The following is a 20,773-nucleotide window of genomic DNA, read 5'->3' as shown; positions in this document are numbered from 1 at the left end:
TGTGCCCCGTGACGAAAAGCCTGTCGGCGTAGCGGTACTCGGGTTCGGCAACGTCGGAAGCGAAGTCGTCCGAATCATCGAGGACAGCGCCGATGACCTCGCGGCTCGGGTCGGCGCGCCCTTGGTGTTGCGCGGCGTCGGAGTGCGGCGGGTCGCCGCCGACCGCGGTGTCCCGATCGAGTTGCTCACCGACAACATCGAGGAACTCGTCTCCCGCGAGGACGTCGACATCGTCTTGGAGCTGATGGGGCCGGTGGAACCGGCCCGCAAGGCCATCCTGCGCGCGCTCGAGCACGGCAAATCGGTCGTGACGGCGAACAAGGCGCTGTTGGCCACCTCCACCGGGGAATTGGCGCAGGCCGCCGAAAACGCTCACGTCGACCTGTATTTCGAGGCGGCGGTCGCGGGTGCGATCCCGGTCATCCGCCCGCTCACCCAGTCGCTGGCGGGGGACACCGTGCTGCGGGTCGCCGGCATCGTCAACGGCACCACCAACTACATCCTGTCCGCCATGGACAGCACCGGCGCCGACTACCAAACCGCCCTGGCCGAGGCGAGCGCCCTGGGCTACGCCGAGGCCGATCCCACGGCCGACGTCGAAGGCTACGACGCCGCGGCCAAGGCCGCGATCCTGGCATCGATCGCCTTTCACACCCGGGTCACCGCCGACGACGTCTATCGCGAGGGCATCACCAAGATCACCCCGGCCGACTTCGCCTCCGCACGGTCTTTGGGCTGCACCATCAAGCTGCTGTCCATCTGCGAGCGCATCCCGGGTGACGATGGACAGGAACGGGTCTCGGCCCGCGTCTATCCGGCGCTCGTGCCGCTCTCGCACCCGTTGGCCACCGTCAGTGGGGCGTTCAACGCCGTGGTGGTCGAAGCCAAGGCGGCCGGCCGGCTGATGTTCTACGGTCAGGGCGCCGGTGGCGCACCCACCGCATCCGCGGTCACCGGTGACTTGGTGATGGCCGCCCGAAACCGGGTACTGGGCAGCCGCGGGCCGAAAGAGTCCAAATACGCCCAGCTTCCCATCGCCCCAATGGGTTTCATCAGCACCCGCTACTACGTCAGCATGAACGTCGCCGACAAGCCGGGCGTGTTGTCCACGGTGGCGGCCGAATTCGCCAAGCGCGAGGTGAGCATCGCCGAGGTCCGGCAGGAGGGGGTGTCCGACGAAGGCGGGCGGCGGGTGGTAGCCCGTGTCGTGGTGGTCACCCACAGCGCCACCGACGCCGCACTCTCCGAAACCGTCGATGCGCTGGCGGATTTGGACGTCGTGCAGGGCGTCACCAGTGTCCTGCGATTGGAAGAGACGGGTTCATGAGCGTCCCGCATACCGCCGTGCACCAACCGTGGCCCGGATTGATCGCGGCGTACCGCGACCGGCTGCCGGTGGGCGACGACTGGACCCCGGTCACCCTGCTCGAGGGCGGCACTCCGCTGATCGCCGCGACGCGTCTCTCGGAAAAGACCGGCTGCACGGTCCACCTCAAGGTCGAGGGCCTCAACCCGACCGGCTCGTTCAAGGACCGGGGCATGACCATGGCGGTCACCGACGCACTGGCGCGGGGCCAGCAGGCCGTGTTGTGCGCCTCGACCGGCAATACGTCGGCGTCGGCGGCGGCATACGCCGCTCGTGCCGGCATCACCTGCGCGGTGCTCATTCCGCAGGGCAAGATTGCGATGGGCAAGCTGGCTCAGGCGGTCATGCACGGCGCCAAGATCATCCAGATCGACGGCAACTTCGACGACTGCCTGGAATTGGCCCGCAAAATGGCCGCCGACTTCCCGACGATCGCGTTGGTCAACTCGGTCAACCCGGTCCGCATCGAGGGCCAGAAGACGGCGGCGTTCGAGATCGTCGACGCGCTTGGTGCCGCGCCGGATGTGCACGCTCTCCCGGTGGGCAACGCGGGCAACATCACCGCGTACTGGAAGGGCTACACCGAGTACCACCAGGACGGCGTGATCGACAAGCTGCCCCGGATGCTGGGCACCCAGGCGGCCGGCGCCGCACCACTGGTGCACGGCGCCCCGGTCAGCAACCCCGAGACGATCGCGACCGCGATACGCATCGGCGCCCCCGCCTCGTGGGCGGCCGCGGTCAACGCGCAGCAGCAGTCCAACGGGCGCTTCCTGGCCGCCACCGATGAGGAGATCCTGGCCGCGTACCACCTGGTGGCCGAAAGTGAAGGCGTCTTCGTCGAGCCCGCCTCGGCGGCCAGCATCGCGGGTCTGCTCAAGGCCGTCGATGACGGCTGGGTGGAGCGCGGGTCGACCGTGGTGTGCACGGTGACCGGCAACGGCCTCAAGGATCCCGACACCGCGCTGAGGGACATGCCGACCGTCTCCCCGCTACCCGTCGATCCGGTGCTCGTCGTCGAGAAGCTGGGGCTTGCATAGTGGCGATCGAAAGCGCGGCAGAGCCGATGGCGGTTTGTCGGTGAGCCAGATGCTGTCCGCCGGGCTGGTGGCGAGCGCCGTGGTGTCGGCGTCCAGTGCCAACCTCGGTCCCGGTTTTGACAGCATCGGTTTGGCGTTGAGCCTCTGCGACGAGATCGTCGTGGAGACAACGGATTCCGGCCTGGTCGTGCTGGTCGAAGGGGAGGGCGCCGAGCAGGTGCCGCGGGGCTCAGAACACCTGGTGGTGCGTGCCGTCGAATGCGGACTGCGGGCCGTCGGCGTCCAGGCCCCGGGCCTGGTGATCCGCTGCCGCAATGCCATTCCGCACTCCCGTGGCCTGGGCTCGTCCGCGGCGGCCGTGGTCGGCGGCCTGGCTGCGGCCAATGGCCTTGTGGCGCAGACGGATTCGGATCTGCTGAGCAATGCTCAGCTGATCCAGCTGTCCTCGGAGTTCGAGGGTCATCCCGACAACGCTGCGGCCGCCGTGCTGGGTGGTGCGGTGGTTTCCTGGATCGACAGCTCGGGCGACCGTCCCCGGTATTCGGCGGTGTCCGTGCGCCTGCACCCCGACATCCGTCTGTACTGCGCGATACCCCAAGAGCGCTCGTTGACCGCGGAGACCCGGGTGCTACTGCCCGCCCAGGTGAGCCACGAGGATGCCCGGTTCAACGTCAGCCGGGCCGCATTGCTGGTGGTAGCGCTGAGCGAACGCCCGGACATGCTCATGCCGGCCACCGAGGATGTGCTCCACCAGCCGCAGCGGGCTCCCGCAATGCCCGCCTCCGCGGAATATTTGCGACTGTTGCGGCGTCATAACGTGGCAGCGACACTTTCGGGGGCTGGTCCGGCACTGATTGCGCTGAGCACGGCGCCGGAGTTGCCAACGGAAGTGGTGGAGTACGGGGCCGCGAACGGATTTGCCCTTACTGAGATGACCGCCGGCGAAGGAGTTCGCTGGAGCCCGGGAGTCACAGTCCCCGGTTGATCCACAGCGTGGCCGGAGGGTTTGCTTGCTTCCAGGCAGGATGCGGGCTATCCTCGGACCCGTCCAGCAATCGCAGCATCTGCATCTGCATACATACTGCCTTGCCGCTAGGACAACACCAATTCTTCTCGTGGACGAGGTTCGCCGCTTACTCCGCCGATTAAGGCGATCACCGTTGCAGAGTCGATATTTGGGCGCACTCGGCGATTTGGCTGAATGCAACGAACCCCCCGTATGACGTGATCAACGGGGGAAGAAAGGAACTCCGTGACCGATACGGACCTGTTCACGGCTGACGCGAGCACCGACAGCAACGAGGTGCCGAGCGCTGTGACCCCAGACACACCCGATGTCAAAACCAAAGCCACGGTTGGCTCTCTGTCGACCATGGTGCTTCCCGAATTGCGCGCGCTGGCTAACGAGGTCGGCGTCAAGGGGACGTCGGGCATGCGCAAGAACGAACTCATCGCCGCCATAAAGGAAATCAGGGGACAGTCCAACGGGACATCCGCCCCCACCACCTCCGAGGACGGCGCCAAGTCCGAGGCCGCCAGTGCTGAAGTACCGGCTGGCGAGGACCACCAGAACGGTTCGACAACCGAGGCGCCCCGCCGCGAACGGCGCAGCGCCTCACGCGAGCCGGGATCAGCCCGCACCGGCGACGAAGCGGATGGCGAGCGCTCACGCAACCGCGAGGGCAATGCGACCGGCGAGGACCACGCCCGCCAGGGCGGCAAGCGCGACAACCAGCGCGAAGAGCGCGGCCAGGACTCGGGCAGCGAGCAAAGCGGTGATCAGCAGGGCTCGGGCGGCCAGCAGTCTCGCGGCGGCTCGAACCAGCAGGACGACGACGGCGACGGTCGTGGCGGCAGGCGTGGTCGCCGCTTCCGCGATCGCAGGCGGCGCGGCGAGCGGTCCGGCGAGGGCGGCGACACCGAACTCCGTGAGGACGACGTCGTGCAGCCGGTCGCCGGAATCCTTGACGTGCTCGACAATTACGCGTTCGTCCGCACCTCCGGTTACCTGGCCGGTCCGCACGACGTCTACGTGTCCATGAACATGGTGCGCAAGAACGGCCTGCGCCGCGGCGACGCGGTAACCGGCGCGGTTCGCGTGCCGAAGGACGGCGAACAGCCCAACCAGCGTCAGAAGTTCAACCCGCTGGTCCGCTTGGACAGCGTCAATGGCGGTCCGGTCGAAGACGCGAAGAAGCGACCCGATTTCAGCAAGCTGACGCCGCTCTACCCCAACCAGCGGCTTCGCCTGGAAACCACTCCCGACCGGCTGACCACCCGGGTCATCGACCTGATCATGCCGATCGGTAAGGGCCAGCGCGCCCTGATCGTGTCGCCGCCGAAGGCCGGTAAGACGACGATCCTGCAGGACATCGCCAACGCGATCACCAAGAACAACCCGGAATGCCACCTCATGGTCGTGCTCGTCGACGAGCGCCCCGAGGAGGTCACCGACATGACGCGCTCCGTCAAGGGCGAGGTCATCGCCTCGACCTTCGACCGGCCGCCCACGGACCACACGGCAGTCGCCGAGCTGGCCATCGAGCGCGCCAAGCGGCTCGTTGAGCAGGGCAAGGACGTCGTGGTGCTCCTCGACTCGATCACCCGCCTGGGCCGCGCGTACAACAACGCGTCACCCGCGTCGGGCCGGATCCTGTCCGGTGGTGTCGACTCCACCGCTCTGTATCCGCCGAAGCGGTTCCTGGGTGCCGCGCGAAACATCGAGGAAGGCGGGTCGCTGACGATCATCGCCACCGCGATGGTCGAGACCGGATCCACCGGTGACACAGTCATCTTCGAGGAGTTCAAGGGCACCGGTAACGCCGAGCTCAAACTGGACCGCAAGATCTCCGAACGACGGGTCTTCCCGGCGGTCGACGTGAACCCGTCCGGCACCCGTAAGGACGAGCTGTTGCTTTCGCCGGACGAGTTCGGCATCGTGCACAAGCTGCGCCGCGTGCTGTCGGGTCTGGACTCCCACCAGGCCATCGACCTGCTGATGTCGCAGCTGCGCAAGACGAAGACCAATTACGAGTTCCTGGTGCAGGTCTCCAAGACCACACCGGGATCGATGGACAACGACTAACCGAACCACGTTCCTCGGCGCGTCGTCACCGCGACACTTAGAGCACGTACGCGACACGCCGACTGGCGCCGCCATGGTTTAAGTTTCGACGCAACCCAAGCGCCGGGAATGCCGACGGGTACCCCGTTGTTTTGGGAGAACAGCGGTTGACCCGGCATAATCGGTGCTCGACAAGATCGAAGAGGACAGCATGAAATCTGACATTCATCCCGCTTACGCGGAGACCACGGTGCATTGCGGGTGCGGAAACACGTTCCAGACCCGCAGCACCAAGCCCGGCGGCAACATCGTCGTGGAGGTGTGCTCGCAGTGCCACCCGTTCTATACCGGCAAGCAGAAGATTCTTGACAGCGGCGGCCGGGTGGCCCGCTTCGAGAAGCGCTACGGCAAGCGCAAAGGTGCCGCGGCGGACGACACCGACAAATAGCTGCGTTGCCGACGCCCGAACTGTGCGAGAGAGCACAGGCCGGGCGTCGGTTTGCGTTTACGGCAAATGAGAACGCGGGGCTGAGCGGGCAGGAGGTGACAGGTGACGCAGCCGGTGCAAACCATTGATGTGCTGTTGGCCGAACACGCCGAGCTCGAGCAACGGCTGGCGGATCCCGACCTGCACAGCAATCCCGCCGAGGCGCGCAAAGCCGGCCGCCGGTTCGCCCGATTGGCCCCGATCGTCGCGACGCATCGCAAGTTGGAGGCGGCGCGCGGTGACCTGGAGGCGGCGCGCGAGCTGGCCGCCGACGACGAGTCGTTCGCCGATGAGGTGACCGAACTGGAATCACGGGTCGCTGAATTGGACACCCAACTGACCGACATGCTGGCGCCGCGCGACCCGCATGACGCCGACGACATCGTGCTAGAGGTCAAATCCGGCGAGGGCGGCGAGGAATCGGCTTTGTTCGCGGCGGACCTGGCCAGGATGTACATCCGCTATGCCGAGCGGCACGGCTGGAACGTGACCGTGCTGGACGAAACCACGTCGGACCTCGGTGGCTATAAGGACGCGACGCTGTCCATCGCCAGCAAGGGCGACTCGGCCGACGGAGTGTGGTCCCGCATGAAGTTCGAGGGTGGGGTGCACCGGGTGCAGCGCGTTCCCGTGACGGAATCGCAAGGCCGCGTACACACTTCGGCGGCGGGCGTATTGGTCTATCCCGAACCCGAGGAAGTGGGCGAGGTGCAGATCGACGAGTCGGATCTGCGCGTCGACGTGTACCGCTCGTCCGGCAAGGGCGGCCAGGGGGTGAACACCACCGACTCCGCGGTGCGAATCACGCACCTGCCCACCGGCATCGTGGTCACGTGTCAGAACGAACGCTCGCAGCTGCAGAACAAGACGCGTGCGTTGCAGGTGCTGGCCGCCCGCCTGCAGGCATTGGCCGAAGAGCAGGCACTGGCAGACGCATCGGCCGACCGGGCCAGCCAGATCCGGACCGTCGACCGCAGCGAACGCATTCGCACCTACAACTTCCCGGAGAACCGGATCACCGACCACCGAATCGGTTACAAGGCACACAATCTCGATCAAGTACTCGACGGCGACCTGGACGCGATGTTCGACGCGTTGGGAGCCGCCGACAGACAGTCCCGGTTGCAACAGGCATGAGTGTCTTGCGGCGTGCGATCGACTCCGCGGCGGCGACGCTCGCCGAAGCGGGAATCGACTCCGCCCGTTGGGATGCCGAGGAGCTGGCCGCGCACCTGACGGGCACCGAGCGCGGTCGGCTGGCCTTGCTCGAGTCGCCCGGCGACGACTTCTTCGGTCGTTACCGCGACGTCGTGGCCGCACGCTCCCGGCGGGTGCCCTTGCAGCATCTCACCGGCGCAGCCGCGTTCGGCCCGCTCATGCTGCACGTCGGGCCCGGCGTCTTCATCCCGCGCCCGGAAACCGAAGCCCTTTTGGCGTGGGTGACCGAACAGCGCCTCCCCACCCGGCCCGTCATCGTCGATCTGTGCACCGGTTCGGGCGCATTGGCGGTGGCGCTGGCCCAGCACCACCCCACGGCGCGGATCATCGGGATCGATGACTCCGGGACGGCCCTCGAGTACGCGCGCCGCAACGCGGCGGGCACCCCGGTCGAACTCCTGCAGGCCGACGTCACAGCCCGGGGACTGCTTTCCGAACTGGACGACGGAGTCGACTTGGTGGTGGCCAATCCGCCCTACGTTCCCGACGCCGCGGAGGTGGAACCCGAAGTCGCCCAACACGACCCACGCCATGCGGTGTTCGGCGGCCCGGACGGGATGGCGGTGATCGGCCCCATCGTCCGCCTGGCCGGGCGCTGGCTTCGCCCGGGCGGCATCTTTGCCGTCGAACATGACGACACGACGTCGCAGCCGACCGTCGAGTTAATTTGTGAGACGGGGCTTTTCGACGACGCCACCGCCCGCAATGACCTGGCCGGCCGGCCGAGATTCGTCACCGCCCGCAGAAAGGAGCGGGCGGATGACTGAAGTCTTTGACTGCGCCGATCCCGATCAACGTTCGCGCGGGATCGCCTCGGCGGCAGGGGCGCTGAAGGGTGGCCGATTGGTCGTCATGCCGACCGACACCGTCTACGGCATCGGCGCCGACGCTTTCAACAGCGCCGCGGTGGCCGCCCTGCTGTCGGCGAAGGGGCGGGGACGCGACATGCCGGTCGGCGTGCTGGTCGGCTCGTGGCACACCATCGAGGGTCTCGTCTACACTATGCCGGACGGGGCCCGCGACCTGATCCGCGCGTTCTGGCCGGGGGCGCTGAGCCTGGTGGTGACGCAGGCGCCGTCGCTGCAGTGGGACCTCGGCGACGCACGCGGCACCGTGATGCTGCGGATGCCGCTGCACCCGGTCGCCATCGAGCTGTTGCGCGAAGTCGGGCCCATGGCGGTGTCCAGCGCGAACGTGTCCGGCCGTCCGCCCGCGGTGGATGCCGACGAGGCCCGTGATCAACTCGGCGATCTCGTCGACGTTTATCTCGACGCGGGGACGGCTGAGCAGCAGGCCGCTTCCACGATCGTCGACCTCACCGGTTCCGCCCCGCGGATCCTGCGGCCCGGCCCGGTGAGCGCCGAACGGATCGCGGAAGTGCTCGGGTTAGACCTCGAAAGCCTGACCGCCCAGGCCTAGCCCGAGCGGTTCTCTGGTTGCCAGGTTGGTGCAGTACGGTCTCGACGTGTCCAGCGACATAACCGACCTAGCCAGTGGTTTGCTCGCCCTGGGTGACCGGGGCACCGGTGTCCCGCTGCGCGAGCTTGCACTCGTTGGACTGACCGCCGCCATCATCACGTACTTCGCCACCGGTCCCGTGCGCGTGCTCGCCACCCGGCTGGGCGCGGTTGCCTATCCGCGGGAACGCGACGTACACGTGACCCCGACCCCGCGCATGGGCGGGCTGGCGATGTTCCTCGGCGTCCTCTCGGCCGTCTTCCTGGCGTCCCAGCTTCCGGCGCTCACTCGCGGGTTCGTCTATTCGACGGGTATGCCGGCCGTACTGGTGGCCGGCGCGGTGATCATGGGCATCGGCCTCATCGACGATCGTTGGGGGCTCGACGCCCTGACGAAATTCGCCGGCCAGATCACCGCGGCCAGCGTGCTGGTCACCATGGGCGTGGCCTGGAGCGTCCTCTATATCCCGATCGGCGGTGTCGGCACCATCGTGCTGGACCAAGCCTCGTCGATCCTGCTCACGCTGGCGCTCACGGTGTCCATCGTCAACGCGATGAACTTCGTCGACGGGCTCGACGGACTGGCCGCCGGGCTCGGGCTGATCACGGCTCTGGCGATCTGCATGTTCTCGGTCGGCCTGTTGCGCGACCACGGCGGCGATGTGCTCTTCTATCCGCCCGCCGTGATCTCCGTGGTGCTCGCGGGTGCCTGTCTGGGCTTCCTGCCGCACAACTTCCACCGCGCCAAGATCTTCATGGGTGATTCGGGCTCGATGCTGATCGGCCTGATGCTCGCCGCGGCCTCTACCACCGCCGCCGGCCCCGTTTCGCAAAACGCCTACGGTGCGCGCGACGTGTTCGCGCTCCTGTCGCCGTTCCTGCTGGTGGTCGCCGTCATGTTCGTGCCGATGCTCGATTTGCTGCTGGCGATCGTGCGCCGCACCCGCGCGGGTCGCAGCGCGTTCAGCCCGGACAAGATGCACCTGCACCACCGCTTGCTGCAGATCGGTCATTCCCACCGCAGGGTGGTGTTGTTGATCTACCTGTGGGTCGGCATCGTCGCGTTCGGCGCCGCCAGCACCATTTTCTTCAATCCCCGCGATACCGCCGCGGTGATGTTGGGCGCGATCGTGGTCGCCGGCGTCGCGACGGCGATCCCGCTAATGCGCCGGCGAGACGAGTACGAAGACGAGGACTACGACAGCTAGTAGTAGTGGCGTTCGCCGTATGGTACGGTGCAGGTAGAACCCCAAAAAGCCGCACAGAACGCCGGTCCATCGGACGCAGATCCGGTTGGGTCGGCTGGGGAGTCGCGTCGGGAGATACCCCTTGGGTGATTCCACTGTGACGTGCGATACGCTCGGCGGGCCACCGATCAGTCGGTCGGGGGACTCCCGCTCCACTAACTTGGGATTGAGGTGCTGCAGTGACGACACCAGCGCAGGACGCGCCGTTGGTGTTTCCCTCTGTGGCGTTCCGCCCGGTCCGGCTGTTCGTCCTCAGCATTGCGGTTACTGCGGTGGCAGTCGTCGCCGCCAGCTTGACCGGTCACCCGATGGTCGGGGTCTTCTTCGGCGTCGGGTTGCTGCTCGGTTTGCTCAACGCCCTTCTCGTGCGCCGTTCGGTCGCGTCGATCACCGCGAAAGAGCACCCGCTGAAAAGCACGATGGCGCTCAATTCTGCTACCCGGCTGGCGATTATCACGATCATCGGGCTGATCATCGCCTACATTTTCCGGCCCGCCGGCCTGGGTGTCGTGTTCGGGCTGGCGCTTTTCCAGGTTTTGTTGGTGGCATCGACGGCGCTTCCGGTGTGGAAGAAGCTGCGCGCCGGTGACTGGGCGGACGCCCATCCCTCGGACGGAGGCGGCGTCACCGCGGGATCGGAAGGAACGGAAGGAAGAGGCAGCACCGATGACTGAGACGACGTTCCTGGCCGCCGCAATCGAGGTTGGGGAGCACAGCCAGGCCAAATGGCTCGGGCTGACCGTCAACACCGACACGATTCTGTCGACCGCGATCGCCGCCGTGATCGTGCTGGCACTGGCCTTCTTCCTGCGGGCGAAGATCACCTCCACCGGGGTCCCCAGCGGTGTGCAGTTGTTCTGGGAGGCCATCACCGTCCAGATGCGCGATCAGATCGAGAGCGCGGTCGGGATGCGGATCGCGCCGTTCGTGTTGCCGCTGGCCGTCACGATTTTCGTGTTCATCCTGATCTCCAACTGGCTGTCGGTGCTCCCGCTGCAGTACACCGACAAGTCGGGGCACACCACCGAACTGCTGAAGTCGGCGGCCGCGGACATCAACTACGTTCTGGCGCTGGCCCTCTTCGTGTTCGTCTGCTATCACGTGGCGGGCATCTGGCGCCGCGGCATCGTCGGCCACCCGCTCGCCGTGCTCAAGGGCCACGTGGCGTTCCTGGCCCCGATCAACCTCGTCGAAGAGCTCGCCAAGCCGATCTCGTTGTCGCTCCGACTTTTCGGCAACATCTTCGCCGGCGGCATCCTGGTCGCGCTGATCGCGCTCTTCCCGCCGTACATCATGTGGGCGCCCAACGCGATCTGGAAGGCCTTCGACCTGTTCGTCGGGGCGATCCAGGCGTTCATCTTCTCGATCTTGACGATTCTCTACTTCAGCCAGGCCATGGAGATCGAGGAACACCATGACTGAGGTCACCAATCGCTTTGTCCCACACACCATTACAGAGGCCTGGTAGACCGCTACCAGCTATCAAGGAGGAAAAGAATGGCAGCCCTGGACCCACAAATCGCTGCCGCCGCTCTCATCGGCGGTGGCCTGATCATGGGTGGCGGCGCGATCGGCGCCGGCATCGGTGACGGTATCGCCGGTAACGCGCTGGTTTCGGGTATCGCCCGGCAACCCGAGGCGCAGGGCCGGCTGTTCACGCCGTTCTTCATCACGGTCGGTCTGGTCGAGGCGGCCTACTTCATCAACCTGGCGTTCATGGCGTTGTTCGTCTTCGCGACCCCGGTCAAGTAATTCGCTGCAATGCGTGACGCGAGTCTGAGCATTTTGGCATCCAGCCAGGTGGTGGCAGAGGGAGGCAACAACTTCCTCGTCCCCAACGGCACCTTCTTCTTTGTGCTGGCCATCTTCCTGATCGTGCTGGCCGTCATCGGTACGTTCGTGGTGCCGCCGGTCATGCGGGTGTTGCGGGAACGCGACAACATGGTTGCCAAGACGGCCGCCGACAACAAGAAGGCGGCCGAGCAGTTCGACGCCGCCAAGGCCGACTATGAGGAGGCCCTGACGGAGGGCCGGGTTCAGGCGTCGTCGTTGCGCGACAATGCCCGCGCCGAGGGCCGTAAGGTGGTCGAAGACGCGCGCGCCAGTGCCGAGCAACAGGTGATGTCGACGTTGCAAATGGCCTCCGAGCAACTCAAGCGGGAGAGAGACGCCGTGGAGCTGGATCTGCGCGCCAACGTGGCGGGCATGGCGGCGACGCTGGCGAGCCGGATCCTTGGCGTCGAGGTGGTCCCGGCCACTTCGGCAGCATCTGCAACCGGGAAATCTGGACGGTAATCGGGTATGTCGACATTCATCGGGCAGTTGATCGGTTTCGCGGCCATCGTGCTCTTGGTCGTGCGGTACGTCGTGCCGCCGGTACGTCGTCTGATGGCCGCCCGCCAAGAGACCGTGCGCCAACAGTTGAAAGACTCTGCGGCAGCGGCAGATCGGTTGAGCGAGTCGACCACCGCCCACAGCAACGCGGTGGAATCCGCCAAGACTGAGGCCGAGCGGCTCGTCGAAGAAGCGGAGACGGATTCCGGCCGCATCGCCGAACAGTTCCGGACCCAGGCCGGTGTCGAGTCCGAACGCATCACCGCGCAGGGTGCCCGCCAGGCCGACCTGCTGCGCACCCAGCTGAGCCGCCAGCTTCGCCTGGAACTCGGTCACGAGGCGGTGCGTCAGGCAGGCGAGCTGGTGCGTAACTACGTCGCCGACCCCGCGCAACAAGCGGGTACCGTCGATCGCTTCCTGGACGACCTCGAAGCGATGGCCCCGGCACCCGCAGAGGTCCAATATCCGCTGCTGGCCAAGATGCGCTCCGCCAGTCGGCTGGCGGTGGCCAGCCTGGCGGAGCGGTTCAGCGACATCGCCAAAGACCTTGACAACAAGGCCCTTTCCAGCCTGTCCGCCGAGCTCGTTTCGGTCGCCGAAATGCTGGACCGCGAGATCGTTGTCACCCGGTACCTGACCGTGCCCGCCGAGGATCCGGCGCCCCGGGTACGGCTTATCGAGCGGCTGGTCTCGGGCAAAGTCGCCGACGCCACGCTCGACGTTCTGCGGATGGCCGTCTCGGAGCGCTGGTCGGCCAACTCCGATTTGGGCGATGCGATCGAGCACATCTCGCGCCAGGCGTTGCTCGAAGTCGCCGAACGCGAGGACAAGGTCGACGACGTGGAAGACCAGTTGTTCCGCTTCTCCCGCATCCTGGACGCACAGCCCCGGCTCGGGATCATGTTGGGCGACTACGGCGTGCCGGTCGAAGGCCGAATCGACCTGCTTCGCAAGGTTCTTGACAGCGCCAGCGCCCGGGTCGATCCGATTGTGGTGGCGCTGCTGACCCAAACCGTCCAACTGCTCAGGGGTGAGTCGGCCGAGGAGGCCTTCCAGTTCTTGGCGAAAGTTGCGGTGGCGCGCCACGGCGAGATCGTCGCGCGAGTCAGCGCGGCGGCCGACCTCAGCGACGCCCAACGATCTCGCCTCACCGACGTGCTCGGCCGTATCTACGGTCATCCGGTGACGGTGCAGCTGCAGGTCTCCGACGAACTGCTCGGCGGTCTGCTCATCTCCGTGGCAGACGAAGTGATTGACGGGACACTCGCTTCTCGCCTCGCCGCTGCGAAGGCGCAACTGCCCGACTGACACCAACCGCCTACCACAACCACACGCGAACCAAGATCAAGTAGGAAGACGAAAAGCCATGGCCGAGTTGACGATCTCCGCTGATGACATCCAGAACGCCATCGAGGAGTATGTAGGCTCTTTCACCTCCGACACCTCCCGCGAAGAGGTCGGTACCGTCGTCGATGCCGGAGACGGCATCGCGCACGTCGAAGGCTTGCCCTCCGTCATGACCCAGGAACTGCTCGAGTTCCCGGGCGGGGTCCTCGGCGTCGCACTGAACCTCGACGAGCACAGCGTCGGCGCGGTGATCTTGGGCGACTTCGAGAAAATCGAAGAGGGCCAACAGGTCAAGCGCACCGGGGAGGTGCTGTCCGTCCCCGTCGGCGACGCATTCCTCGGACGCGTCGTCAATCCGCTCGGCCACCCCATCGACGGCCGGGGAGACATCGACACCGACACGCGCCGCGCCCTGGAGATCCAGGCGCCGTCCGTGGTGCAGCGGCAGAGCGTGAGCGAGCCGCTGCAGACCGGCATCAAGGCCATCGACGCGATGACCCCGATCGGTCGCGGTCAGCGGCAGCTGATCATCGGCGACCGCAAGACCGGCAAGACCGCCGTCTGCGTCGACACCATCCTCAACCAGCGGGAGAACTGGGAGAGCGGCGACGAAAAGAAGCAGGTTCGCTGCGTTTACGTGGCCATCGGGCAGAAGGGCACCACCATCGCGTCGGTGCGGCGAGCGCTCGAAGAGGGCGGCGCGATGGACTACACCACCATCGTCGCCGCCCCGGCATCGGACTCCGCCGGCTTCAAATGGCTTGCGCCCTACACGGGTTCGGCAATCGCCCAGCACTGGATGTACGACGGCAAGCACGTGCTGATCGTCTTCGACGACCTGAGCAAGCAGGCCGAGGCGTACCGCGCGATCTCGCTGCTGCTGCGCCGGCCGCCGGGTCGCGAGGCGTACCCCGGTGACGTGTTTTACCTGCACTCGCGGCTGTTGGAGCGCTGCGCGAAGCTCTCCGACGACCTCGGGGGCGGCTCGCTGACGGGTCTGCCGATCATCGAGACCAAGGCCAACGACATCTCGGCCTACATCCCGACCAACGTCATCTCGATCACCGATGGCCAGTGCTTCCTGGAGTCCGATTTGTTCAACCAGGGTGTGCGGCCGGCCATCAACGTCGGTGTGTCGGTGTCCCGCGTCGGCGGTGCGGCGCAGATCAAGGCCATGAAAGAGGTGGCCGGCTCGCTGCGTCTGGACCTGTCGCAGTACCGCGAACTCGAGTCGTTCGCGGCCTTCGCTTCGGACCTGGACGCGACGTCCAAGGCGCAGCTGGAGCGCGGTGAACGGCTGGTCGAACTGCTCAAGCAACCGCAATACCAGCCCATGCCGGTTGAGGAGCAGGTGGTTTCGATCTTCCTGGGCACCGGCGGTCACCTGGACTCCGTGCCGGTCGAGGACGTCAGGCGCTTCGAAACCGAGTTGCTGGACCACATGCGGGCGTCGGAAGAGAAGTTCCTGGCCGGTGTCCGCGACAGCGGAAAGCTCTCCGAAGAGGGCGAGAACCAGCTGACCGAGATCATCAAGAACTTCAAGAAGGGGTTCGCTGCCACGGGCGGTGGATCGGTGGTGCCGGACGAGCACGTCGAGCCCCTGGACGAGGAAGATCTCGAAAAGGAGTCGGTCCAGGTCAAGAAGGAGAAGCCCAAGGACAAGAAGGACTCCAAGAGCGGCAAGGACAAGAAGTAACTAACAATGGCTGCCACACTTCGCGAACTACGCGGCCGAATTCGCTCGGCAGGGTCGATCAAGAAGATCACCAAGGCCCAGGAGATGATCGCGACATCGCGCATCGGAAAGGCGCAGGCTCGGCTGCAAGCCGCTAGGCCCTACGCGTTTCAGATCACCTCGATGCTGACCACGCTGTCCTCCGAAGCCGCACTGGATCACCCTCTGCTGGTCGAGCGAGAGGAACCCAAGCGGGCCGGCGTTCTGGTGGTGTCCTCCGACCGCGGATTGTGCGGGGCGTACAACTCCAGCATCTTCCGTCGGGCCGAGGAGCTGTTCTCGCTGCTGAGGGAGGAAGGCAAGACGCCGGTCGTGTACACGGTTGGCCGGAAGGCGCTGAACTACTTCAAGTTCCGCAACTGGGACATCACCGAATCGTGGACGGGATTCTCCGAGCAACCCAGCTACGAGAACGCCGCGGAGATCGCTTCGACCCTGGTCGAGACTTTCATGACGGGTGCGGGCGACGACGAGTCATCGGACGACCAAGGCGTGGACGAACTGCACATCGTCTACTCGGAGTTCAAGTCGATGATGTCGCAGGCAGCGGTGGCCCACCGCATCGCTCCGCTGGTCGTGGAATATGTCGAGGACACCGAGGAACTTCATACGCTGTACTCGTTCGAGCCAGACGCGACAACGCTTTTCGAGTCGTTGCTGCCGCGGTACGTGACGACCCGCGTCTACGCCGCGTTACTTGAATCGGCGGCATCGGAGCTCGCGTCGCGCCAACGGGCGATGAAGTCGGCGACCGACAATGCGGACGACCTGATCAAAGAACTGACGCTGATGGCGAACCGCGAGCGGCAGGCTCAGATCACCCAAGAGATCAGCGAAATCGTCGGCGGTGCAAACGCACTCGCCGACGCCAAGTAGCACACGAGGAAGAAGAAAAATATGGCTGCTACTACCGAAGCAACGAAGAAGAACGATAAGTCCACCAACTCCGAGACCAGCGGCCGCGTGGTACGAATCACCGGCCCCGTGGTCGACGTCGAGTTTCCGCGTGGATCCGTTCCCGAACTGTTCAACGCGCTCAACGCCAAGATCACGTTCGAGGAACTCAAGAAGACCCTCACGCTGGAGGTCGCACAGCACCTCGGCGACAACCTGGTTCGCACCATTTCGTTGCAGCCCACCGACGGCCTGGTCCGCGGCGTCGAGGTGACCGACAGCGGCAAGCCGATCTCGGTACCGGTCGGCCAAGAGGTGAAGGGTCACGTCTTCAACGCGCTGGGAGACTGCCTGGACAAGCCCGGATACGGCGAAGACTTCGAGCACTGGTCGATCCACCGCAAGCCGCCGCCGTTCGAAGAGCTCGAGCCCCGCACCGAGATGCTCGAAACCGGCCTGAAGGTCGTCGACCTGCTTACCCCCTACGTGCGTGGTGGCAAGATCGCCCTGTTCGGCGGCGCCGGCGTGGGCAAGACGGTGCTCATCCAGGAGATGATCAACCGTATCGCCCGAAACTTCGGTGGTACTTCGGTTTTCGCCGGCGTCGGTGAGCGCACCCGTGAGGGCAACGACCTCTGGGTCGAGCTCAAAGAGGCTGACGTGCTCAAGGACACCGCGCTGGTGTTTGGTCAGATGGACGAGCCGCCCGGCACCCGTATGCGGGTGGCGCTGTCGGCGCTGACGATGGCGGAGTGGTTCCGCGACGAGGCCGGCCAGGACGTGCTGCTGTTCATCGACAACATCTTCCGCTTCACTCAGGCGGGTTCCGAGGTGTCGACCCTGCTCGGCCGTATGCCCTCGGCCGTGGGCTACCAGCCCACGCTGGCCGACGAGATGGGCGAGCTGCAGGAGCGCATCACGTCGACGCGCGGGCGCTCGATCACGTCGATGCAGGCGGTCTACGTGCCCGCCGACGACTACACCGACCCCGCGCCGGCGACGACGTTCGCGCACCTGGACGCGACCACCGAACTGTCGCGTTCGGTGTTCTCCAAGGGAATTTTCCCGGCGGTGGACCCGCTGGCATCGAGCTCGACCATCCTGGACCCGAGCGTCGTTGGTGACGAGCACTACGCCGTGGCGCAGGAGGTCATCCGAATCCTGCAGCGGTACAAGGATCTCCAAGACATCATCGCGATCCTCGGTATCGACGAGCTCTCGGAAGAGGACAAGCAGCTCGTTCAGCGCGCACGACGCATCGAGCGGTTCCTCTCGCAGAACATGATGGCGGCCGAGCAGTTCACAGGTCAGCCGGGTTCGACGGTGCCGCTGAAGGAGACCATCGAGGCGTTCGACCGCCTGACCAAGGGCGACTTCGACCACATACCGGAGCAGGCGTTCTTCTTGATCGGTGGCCTCGACGACTTGGCCAAGAAAGCCGAAAGCTTCGGCGCCAAACTGGATTCCTGAGGACTGAGTCGAGGCTGTGAAGGGCACTGTGGCATGGCGGATTTGAATGTTGAGATAGTCGCCGTAGACCGGAAGATCTGGTCGGGTGAGGCGACTTTCCTGTTCACCCGCACCACCGTCGGCGAGATCGGTATCCTGCCGCGGCATATCCCGCTGGTAGCGCAATTGGTCGACGACGCAATGGTGCGCGTCGAGAGAGAGGGCGAAGACGATCTGCGGGTCGCCATCGAAGGCGGGTTCCTGTCGGTCACCGAGGAGACGGTCACAGTCCTGGCCGAGTCCGCCGCATTCGAATCCGAGATCGACGAGAGCGCCGCCAGGGAGGAATCTGAGTCCGACGACCCGCGCATCGCGGCGCGGGGGCGCGGCAGATTGCGCGCCGTCGGCGCAATCGACTAGCCACTCCGGACAAGAGGATGAGCGCGCCCATGGTCGGCATGGTCGTGCTCGTCGTTGTCCTCGCGGGCGCAGTCGTCGCGCTGAGTTATCGGTTGTGGAAGCTGCGTCAGGGCGGCACGGCGGGAATCATGCGGGACATCCCCGCGGTCGGAGGTCACGGCTGGCGTCACGGCGTGATTCGTTACCGCGGCGGTGAGGCGGCGTTCTACCGGCTGTCCAGCCTGCGTTTGTGGCCGGATCGTCGACTCAGCCGCAGGGGAGTGGAAATCGTCGCCCGGCGTGCGCCGCGCGGCGACGAATTCGACATCATGACCGACGAGATCGTCGTGCTGGAGCTGCGCGACACGACGCAGGACCGCAGGACCGGTTACGAGATCGCGCTGGACAAGGGCGCTTTGACGGCCTTCCTGTCCTGGCTGGAGTCCCGTCCGTCACCACGCGCTCGTCGCCGCAGCGTTTAGGCCGCGTGCCGCAGGCTAACCCGGGGTCGGCGCGCCTCCGCCGGGTTGCCACAACACGTCACCGTCGGGATTGGCCGCACGTGCCAGGATGAAAAGCAGATCCGACAGGCGGTTCAGGTATTTCGCCGGAAGCACGTTGATCTGCTGCGGCGCGGCATCGATCGCCGCCCAGGCCGATCGTTCCGCACGACGGACGATCGTGCGGGCGACGTGCAGAAGCGCCGACAACGGCGAACCGCCCGGCAGCACAAAGGAATTCAGCGCCGGCAGGTGCTCGTTATATTTGTCACACCAGCCTTCCAGTCGATCGATGTAGGGCTGGGTGATTCGCAGCGGGGGATATTCGGGGTTTTCCACCACCGGGGTCGACAGGTCCGCGCCCGCGTCGAACAGGTCGTTCTGGATCTGCCGCAGTACGCCAGCGGTTTCCTCGTCGGGCTGCCCCAAGGCGATCGCGACGCCGATCGCCGAGTTGGCCTCGTCGCAGTCGGCGTACGCGACCAGGCGAGGGTCGTTCTTGGAGACCCGCGAGAAGTCACTCAACCCCGTCGTGCCGTCGTCACCGGTTCGCGTATAGATCCGGGTCAGGTGTATCGCCATGAGCAAGACGGTACTGCGGCCCGGGTGGGCATGGAGCCTCGGCTGACCGCTTGATTCCACCTCACTTCGCTCGGCGGAGCGCATCGCCGTCAAGCGGGCTGACTGACAAGGCGATACCGCTTCACTAGACTGACGCGGGTGGCTGAGCGATTCGTGGTGACCGGCGGAAACCGGTTGTCCGGCGAAGTCGCAGTGGGAGGCGCCAAAAACAGCGTGCTCAAGCTGATGGCAGCGACCCTGCTGGCCGAAGGCACCAGCACCATCACCAACTGCCCCGACATCCTCGACGTGCCGTTGATGGCCGAGGTGTTGCGTGGGCTCGGCGCCACCGTCGAGCTCGACGGCGACGTCGCCCGCATCACCTCACCCGACGAGCCGAAATACGACGCCGATTTCGCTGCGGTACGACAGTTCCGCGCATCGGTCTGCGTGCTTGGGCCGCTGGTTGGCCGGTGTAAGCGGGCCAGGGTCGCCCTGCCGGGCGGCGACGCGATCGGGTCTCGTCCGCTGGACATGCACCAGTCGGGCCTGCGCCAACTGGGCGCGCAATGCAACATCGAGCACGGCTGCGTCGTCGCCCAGGCCGACACGTTGCGCGGCGCGGAGATTCAGCTGGAGTTTCCGTCGGTGGGAGCCACCGAAAACATCCTGATGGCCGCCGTCCTCGCCGAGGGCGTAACCACGATCCACAACGCGGCGCGCGAACCCGATGTCGTGGACCTGTGCACCATGTTGAATCAGATGGGCGCGCAGGTCGAAGGTGCGGGTTCGCCGACCATGACCATCACCGGCGTTCCCCGGCTACACCCGACGGAGCACCGCGTGATCGGCGATCGCATCGTTGCGGCCACGTGGGGCATCGCGGCTGCGATGACCCGAGGCGACATTTCGGTGACGGGCGTCGACCCGGCCCACCTCCAGGTCGTGCTGCATAAACTGCACGACGCCGGCGCGACGGTCACCCAAACGGACAACAGCTTCCGGATCACGCAGTACGAGCGCCCCAAGGCCGTCAACGTCGCGACGCTGCCGTTCCCCGGGTTCCCGACCGACCTGCAGCCGATGGCTATCGCTCTGGCGTCGATCGCCGACGGCACGTCGATGATCACGGAGAACGTCTTCGAGGCGCGCTTCCGCTTCGTCGAAGAAATGATCCGGTTGGGCGCCGACGCCCGCACCGACGGGCACCATGCCGTCGTACGAGGTCTGCCGCAATTGTCGAGCGCCCCGGTGTGGTGTTCGGATATTCGGGCCGGCGCCGGCCTGGTGTTGGCGGGGCTGGTGGCCGACGGTGACACCGAGGTCCACGACGTCTTCCACATCGATCGCGGCTACCCCTTGTTCGTCGAAAACCTGGCGATTTTGGGAGCGGAGATCGAGCGGGTAGAGTAACCAAAGTCAGTGCCCCGCAGGGCCGGTCGCCACACCAGGCGGTCGACACCCCGGGCGCTTGACTCCCTCGCTGGATTGGTACTAGCCTGGCACGGCTGCTCCCGAAACGGTCTCTGGAAGACCAAAACTGGGAGTTGACTCCACTGCCGGACTTGTATTAAGCTGGCAGGGTTGCCCCAAAACGGGCGAAACAAGTGTTGTTTGAGAACTCAATAGTGTGTTTGGTCTTTTTATTTGTTGTTGTTTTTTTGGCCATACCTAA

The 20,773-nt window shown here is 65.7% G+C and carries 21 protein-coding genes; 20 read left to right on the top strand and 1 reads right to left on the bottom strand.

Annotated features, from left to right (window positions below; all coding sequences use genetic code 11):
- The first annotated feature begins 1 nt into the window (after window position 1).
- From A5756_RS05445 to A5756_RS05355, 19 genes are all read left to right on the top strand, one after another.
- A complete protein-coding gene (locus A5756_RS05445; protein WP_066948483.1) occupies window positions 2-1,327 on the top strand; it encodes a homoserine dehydrogenase in 1,326 nt (441 codons plus the stop codon).
- Window positions 1,324-2,406 carry a threonine synthase gene (gene thrC, locus A5756_RS05440; RefSeq protein ID WP_066948479.1) on the top strand — a complete coding sequence of 361 codons (1,083 nt, stop codon included), beginning with the start codon at window positions 1,324-1,326 and terminating at the stop codon, window positions 2,404-2,406. The genes A5756_RS05445 and thrC overlap by 4 nt, the downstream gene beginning before the upstream one ends.
- 49 nt (window positions 2,407-2,455) lie before the next feature.
- A complete protein-coding gene (thrB, locus tag A5756_RS05435) occupies window positions 2,456-3,391 on the top strand; it encodes a homoserine kinase (RefSeq protein ID WP_066948537.1) in 936 nt (311 codons plus the stop codon).
- A 267-nt stretch (window positions 3,392-3,658) separates the two neighbouring features.
- A complete protein-coding gene (rho, locus tag A5756_RS05430) occupies window positions 3,659-5,491 on the top strand; it encodes a transcription termination factor Rho (protein ID WP_066948476.1) in 1,833 nt (610 codons plus the stop codon).
- Between the two features lie 190 nt (window positions 5,492-5,681).
- Window positions 5,682-5,918 (top strand): 50S ribosomal protein L31, encoded by a 237-nt coding sequence (gene rpmE / locus A5756_RS05425; RefSeq protein WP_066948533.1) that lies wholly within the window; start codon window positions 5,682-5,684, stop codon window positions 5,916-5,918.
- A gap of 102 nt (window positions 5,919-6,020) precedes the next feature.
- Window positions 6,021-7,094 (top strand): peptide chain release factor 1, encoded by a 1,074-nt coding sequence (gene prfA / locus A5756_RS05420; protein WP_066948472.1) that lies wholly within the window; start codon window positions 6,021-6,023, stop codon window positions 7,092-7,094.
- Entirely contained in the window at window positions 7,091-7,942 is an 852-nt protein-coding gene (gene prmC / locus A5756_RS05415; protein WP_066948467.1) for a peptide chain release factor N(5)-glutamine methyltransferase, read from the top strand. Before prfA ends, prmC begins: the two co-directional genes overlap by 4 nt.
- On the top strand, window positions 7,935-8,594 hold the full coding sequence (locus tag A5756_RS05410) for an L-threonylcarbamoyladenylate synthase (RefSeq protein WP_066948462.1): 660 nt from the start codon (window positions 7,935-7,937) through the stop codon (window positions 8,592-8,594). The genes prmC and A5756_RS05410 overlap by 8 nt, the downstream gene beginning before the upstream one ends.
- A 28-nt stretch (window positions 8,595-8,622) precedes the next feature.
- Window positions 8,623-9,840 (top strand): glycosyltransferase family 4 protein, encoded by a 1,218-nt coding sequence (locus A5756_RS05405; protein ID WP_156659255.1) that lies wholly within the window; start codon window positions 8,623-8,625, stop codon window positions 9,838-9,840.
- Window positions 9,841-10,058: 218 nt separating this feature from the next.
- Window positions 10,059-10,553 carry an ATP synthase subunit I gene (locus A5756_RS05400; RefSeq protein ID WP_066948457.1) on the top strand — a complete coding sequence of 165 codons (495 nt, stop codon included), beginning with the start codon at window positions 10,059-10,061 and terminating at the stop codon, window positions 10,551-10,553.
- Window positions 10,546-11,301, top strand: a complete 756-nt coding sequence (atpB, locus tag A5756_RS05395; protein WP_066948452.1) for a F0F1 ATP synthase subunit A — start codon at window positions 10,546-10,548, stop codon at window positions 11,299-11,301. The genes A5756_RS05400 and atpB overlap by 8 nt, the downstream gene beginning before the upstream one ends.
- Window positions 11,302-11,385: 84 nt before the next feature.
- Window positions 11,386-11,631: a F0F1 ATP synthase subunit C gene (locus A5756_RS05390; protein WP_065052998.1), complete on the top strand. Its 246-nt coding sequence runs from the start codon at window positions 11,386-11,388 to the stop codon at window positions 11,629-11,631.
- Window positions 11,632-11,640: 9 nt separating this feature from the next.
- Complete coding sequence (locus tag A5756_RS05385) at window positions 11,641-12,174, top strand: F0F1 ATP synthase subunit B (protein WP_066948447.1); 534 nt, start codon at window positions 11,641-11,643, stop codon at window positions 12,172-12,174.
- A gap of 6 nt (window positions 12,175-12,180) precedes the next feature.
- Window positions 12,181-13,521 (top strand): F0F1 ATP synthase subunit B/delta, encoded by a 1,341-nt coding sequence (locus tag A5756_RS05380; RefSeq protein ID WP_066948443.1) that lies wholly within the window; start codon window positions 12,181-12,183, stop codon window positions 13,519-13,521.
- A gap of 58 nt (window positions 13,522-13,579) precedes the next feature.
- A complete protein-coding gene (atpA, locus tag A5756_RS05375) occupies window positions 13,580-15,256 on the top strand; it encodes a F0F1 ATP synthase subunit alpha (RefSeq protein ID WP_066948440.1) in 1,677 nt (558 codons plus the stop codon).
- Between the two features lie 6 nt (window positions 15,257-15,262).
- Window positions 15,263-16,171 carry a F0F1 ATP synthase subunit gamma gene (locus A5756_RS05370; RefSeq protein WP_066948435.1) on the top strand — a complete coding sequence of 303 codons (909 nt, stop codon included), beginning with the start codon at window positions 15,263-15,265 and terminating at the stop codon, window positions 16,169-16,171.
- Between the two features lie 21 nt (window positions 16,172-16,192).
- On the top strand, window positions 16,193-17,659 hold the full coding sequence (gene atpD / locus A5756_RS05365; RefSeq protein WP_066948432.1) for a F0F1 ATP synthase subunit beta: 1,467 nt from the start codon (window positions 16,193-16,195) through the stop codon (window positions 17,657-17,659).
- A gap of 33 nt (window positions 17,660-17,692) precedes the next feature.
- The gene (locus A5756_RS05360) at window positions 17,693-18,058 is read left to right on the top strand and encodes a F0F1 ATP synthase subunit epsilon (RefSeq protein WP_066948427.1); all 366 of its coding nucleotides are present in this window, start codon (window positions 17,693-17,695) and stop codon (window positions 18,056-18,058) included.
- A 17-nt stretch (window positions 18,059-18,075) separates the two neighbouring features.
- A complete protein-coding gene (locus A5756_RS05355; RefSeq protein WP_066948424.1) occupies window positions 18,076-18,519 on the top strand; it encodes a DUF2550 domain-containing protein in 444 nt (147 codons plus the stop codon).
- A gap of 15 nt (window positions 18,520-18,534) precedes the next feature.
- On the opposite strand, the gene A5756_RS05350 is transcribed toward A5756_RS05355, so the two are convergent.
- Window positions 18,535-19,119, bottom strand: a complete 585-nt coding sequence (locus tag A5756_RS05350) for a cob(I)yrinic acid a,c-diamide adenosyltransferase (RefSeq protein ID WP_066948419.1) — start codon at window positions 19,117-19,119, stop codon at window positions 18,535-18,537.
- Window positions 19,120-19,257: 138 nt separating this feature from the next.
- On the opposite strand from A5756_RS05350, the gene murA reads away from it, so the two are divergent.
- Window positions 19,258-20,511, top strand: coding sequence for a UDP-N-acetylglucosamine 1-carboxyvinyltransferase (gene murA / locus A5756_RS05345; RefSeq protein WP_066948415.1), 1,254 nt, complete (start codon window positions 19,258-19,260; stop codon window positions 20,509-20,511).
- Window positions 20,512-20,773: the final 262 nt, after the last annotated feature.

Origin of the sequence: Mycobacterium sp. 852002-53434_SCH5985345 (genome assembly GCF_001667155.1) — a bacterium.
GTDB lineage: Bacteria > Actinomycetota > Actinomycetes > Mycobacteriales > Mycobacteriaceae > Mycobacterium.
Note: the sequence above shows the minus strand (reverse complement) of the source record. Positions and strands in the feature narration are given on the sequence as shown.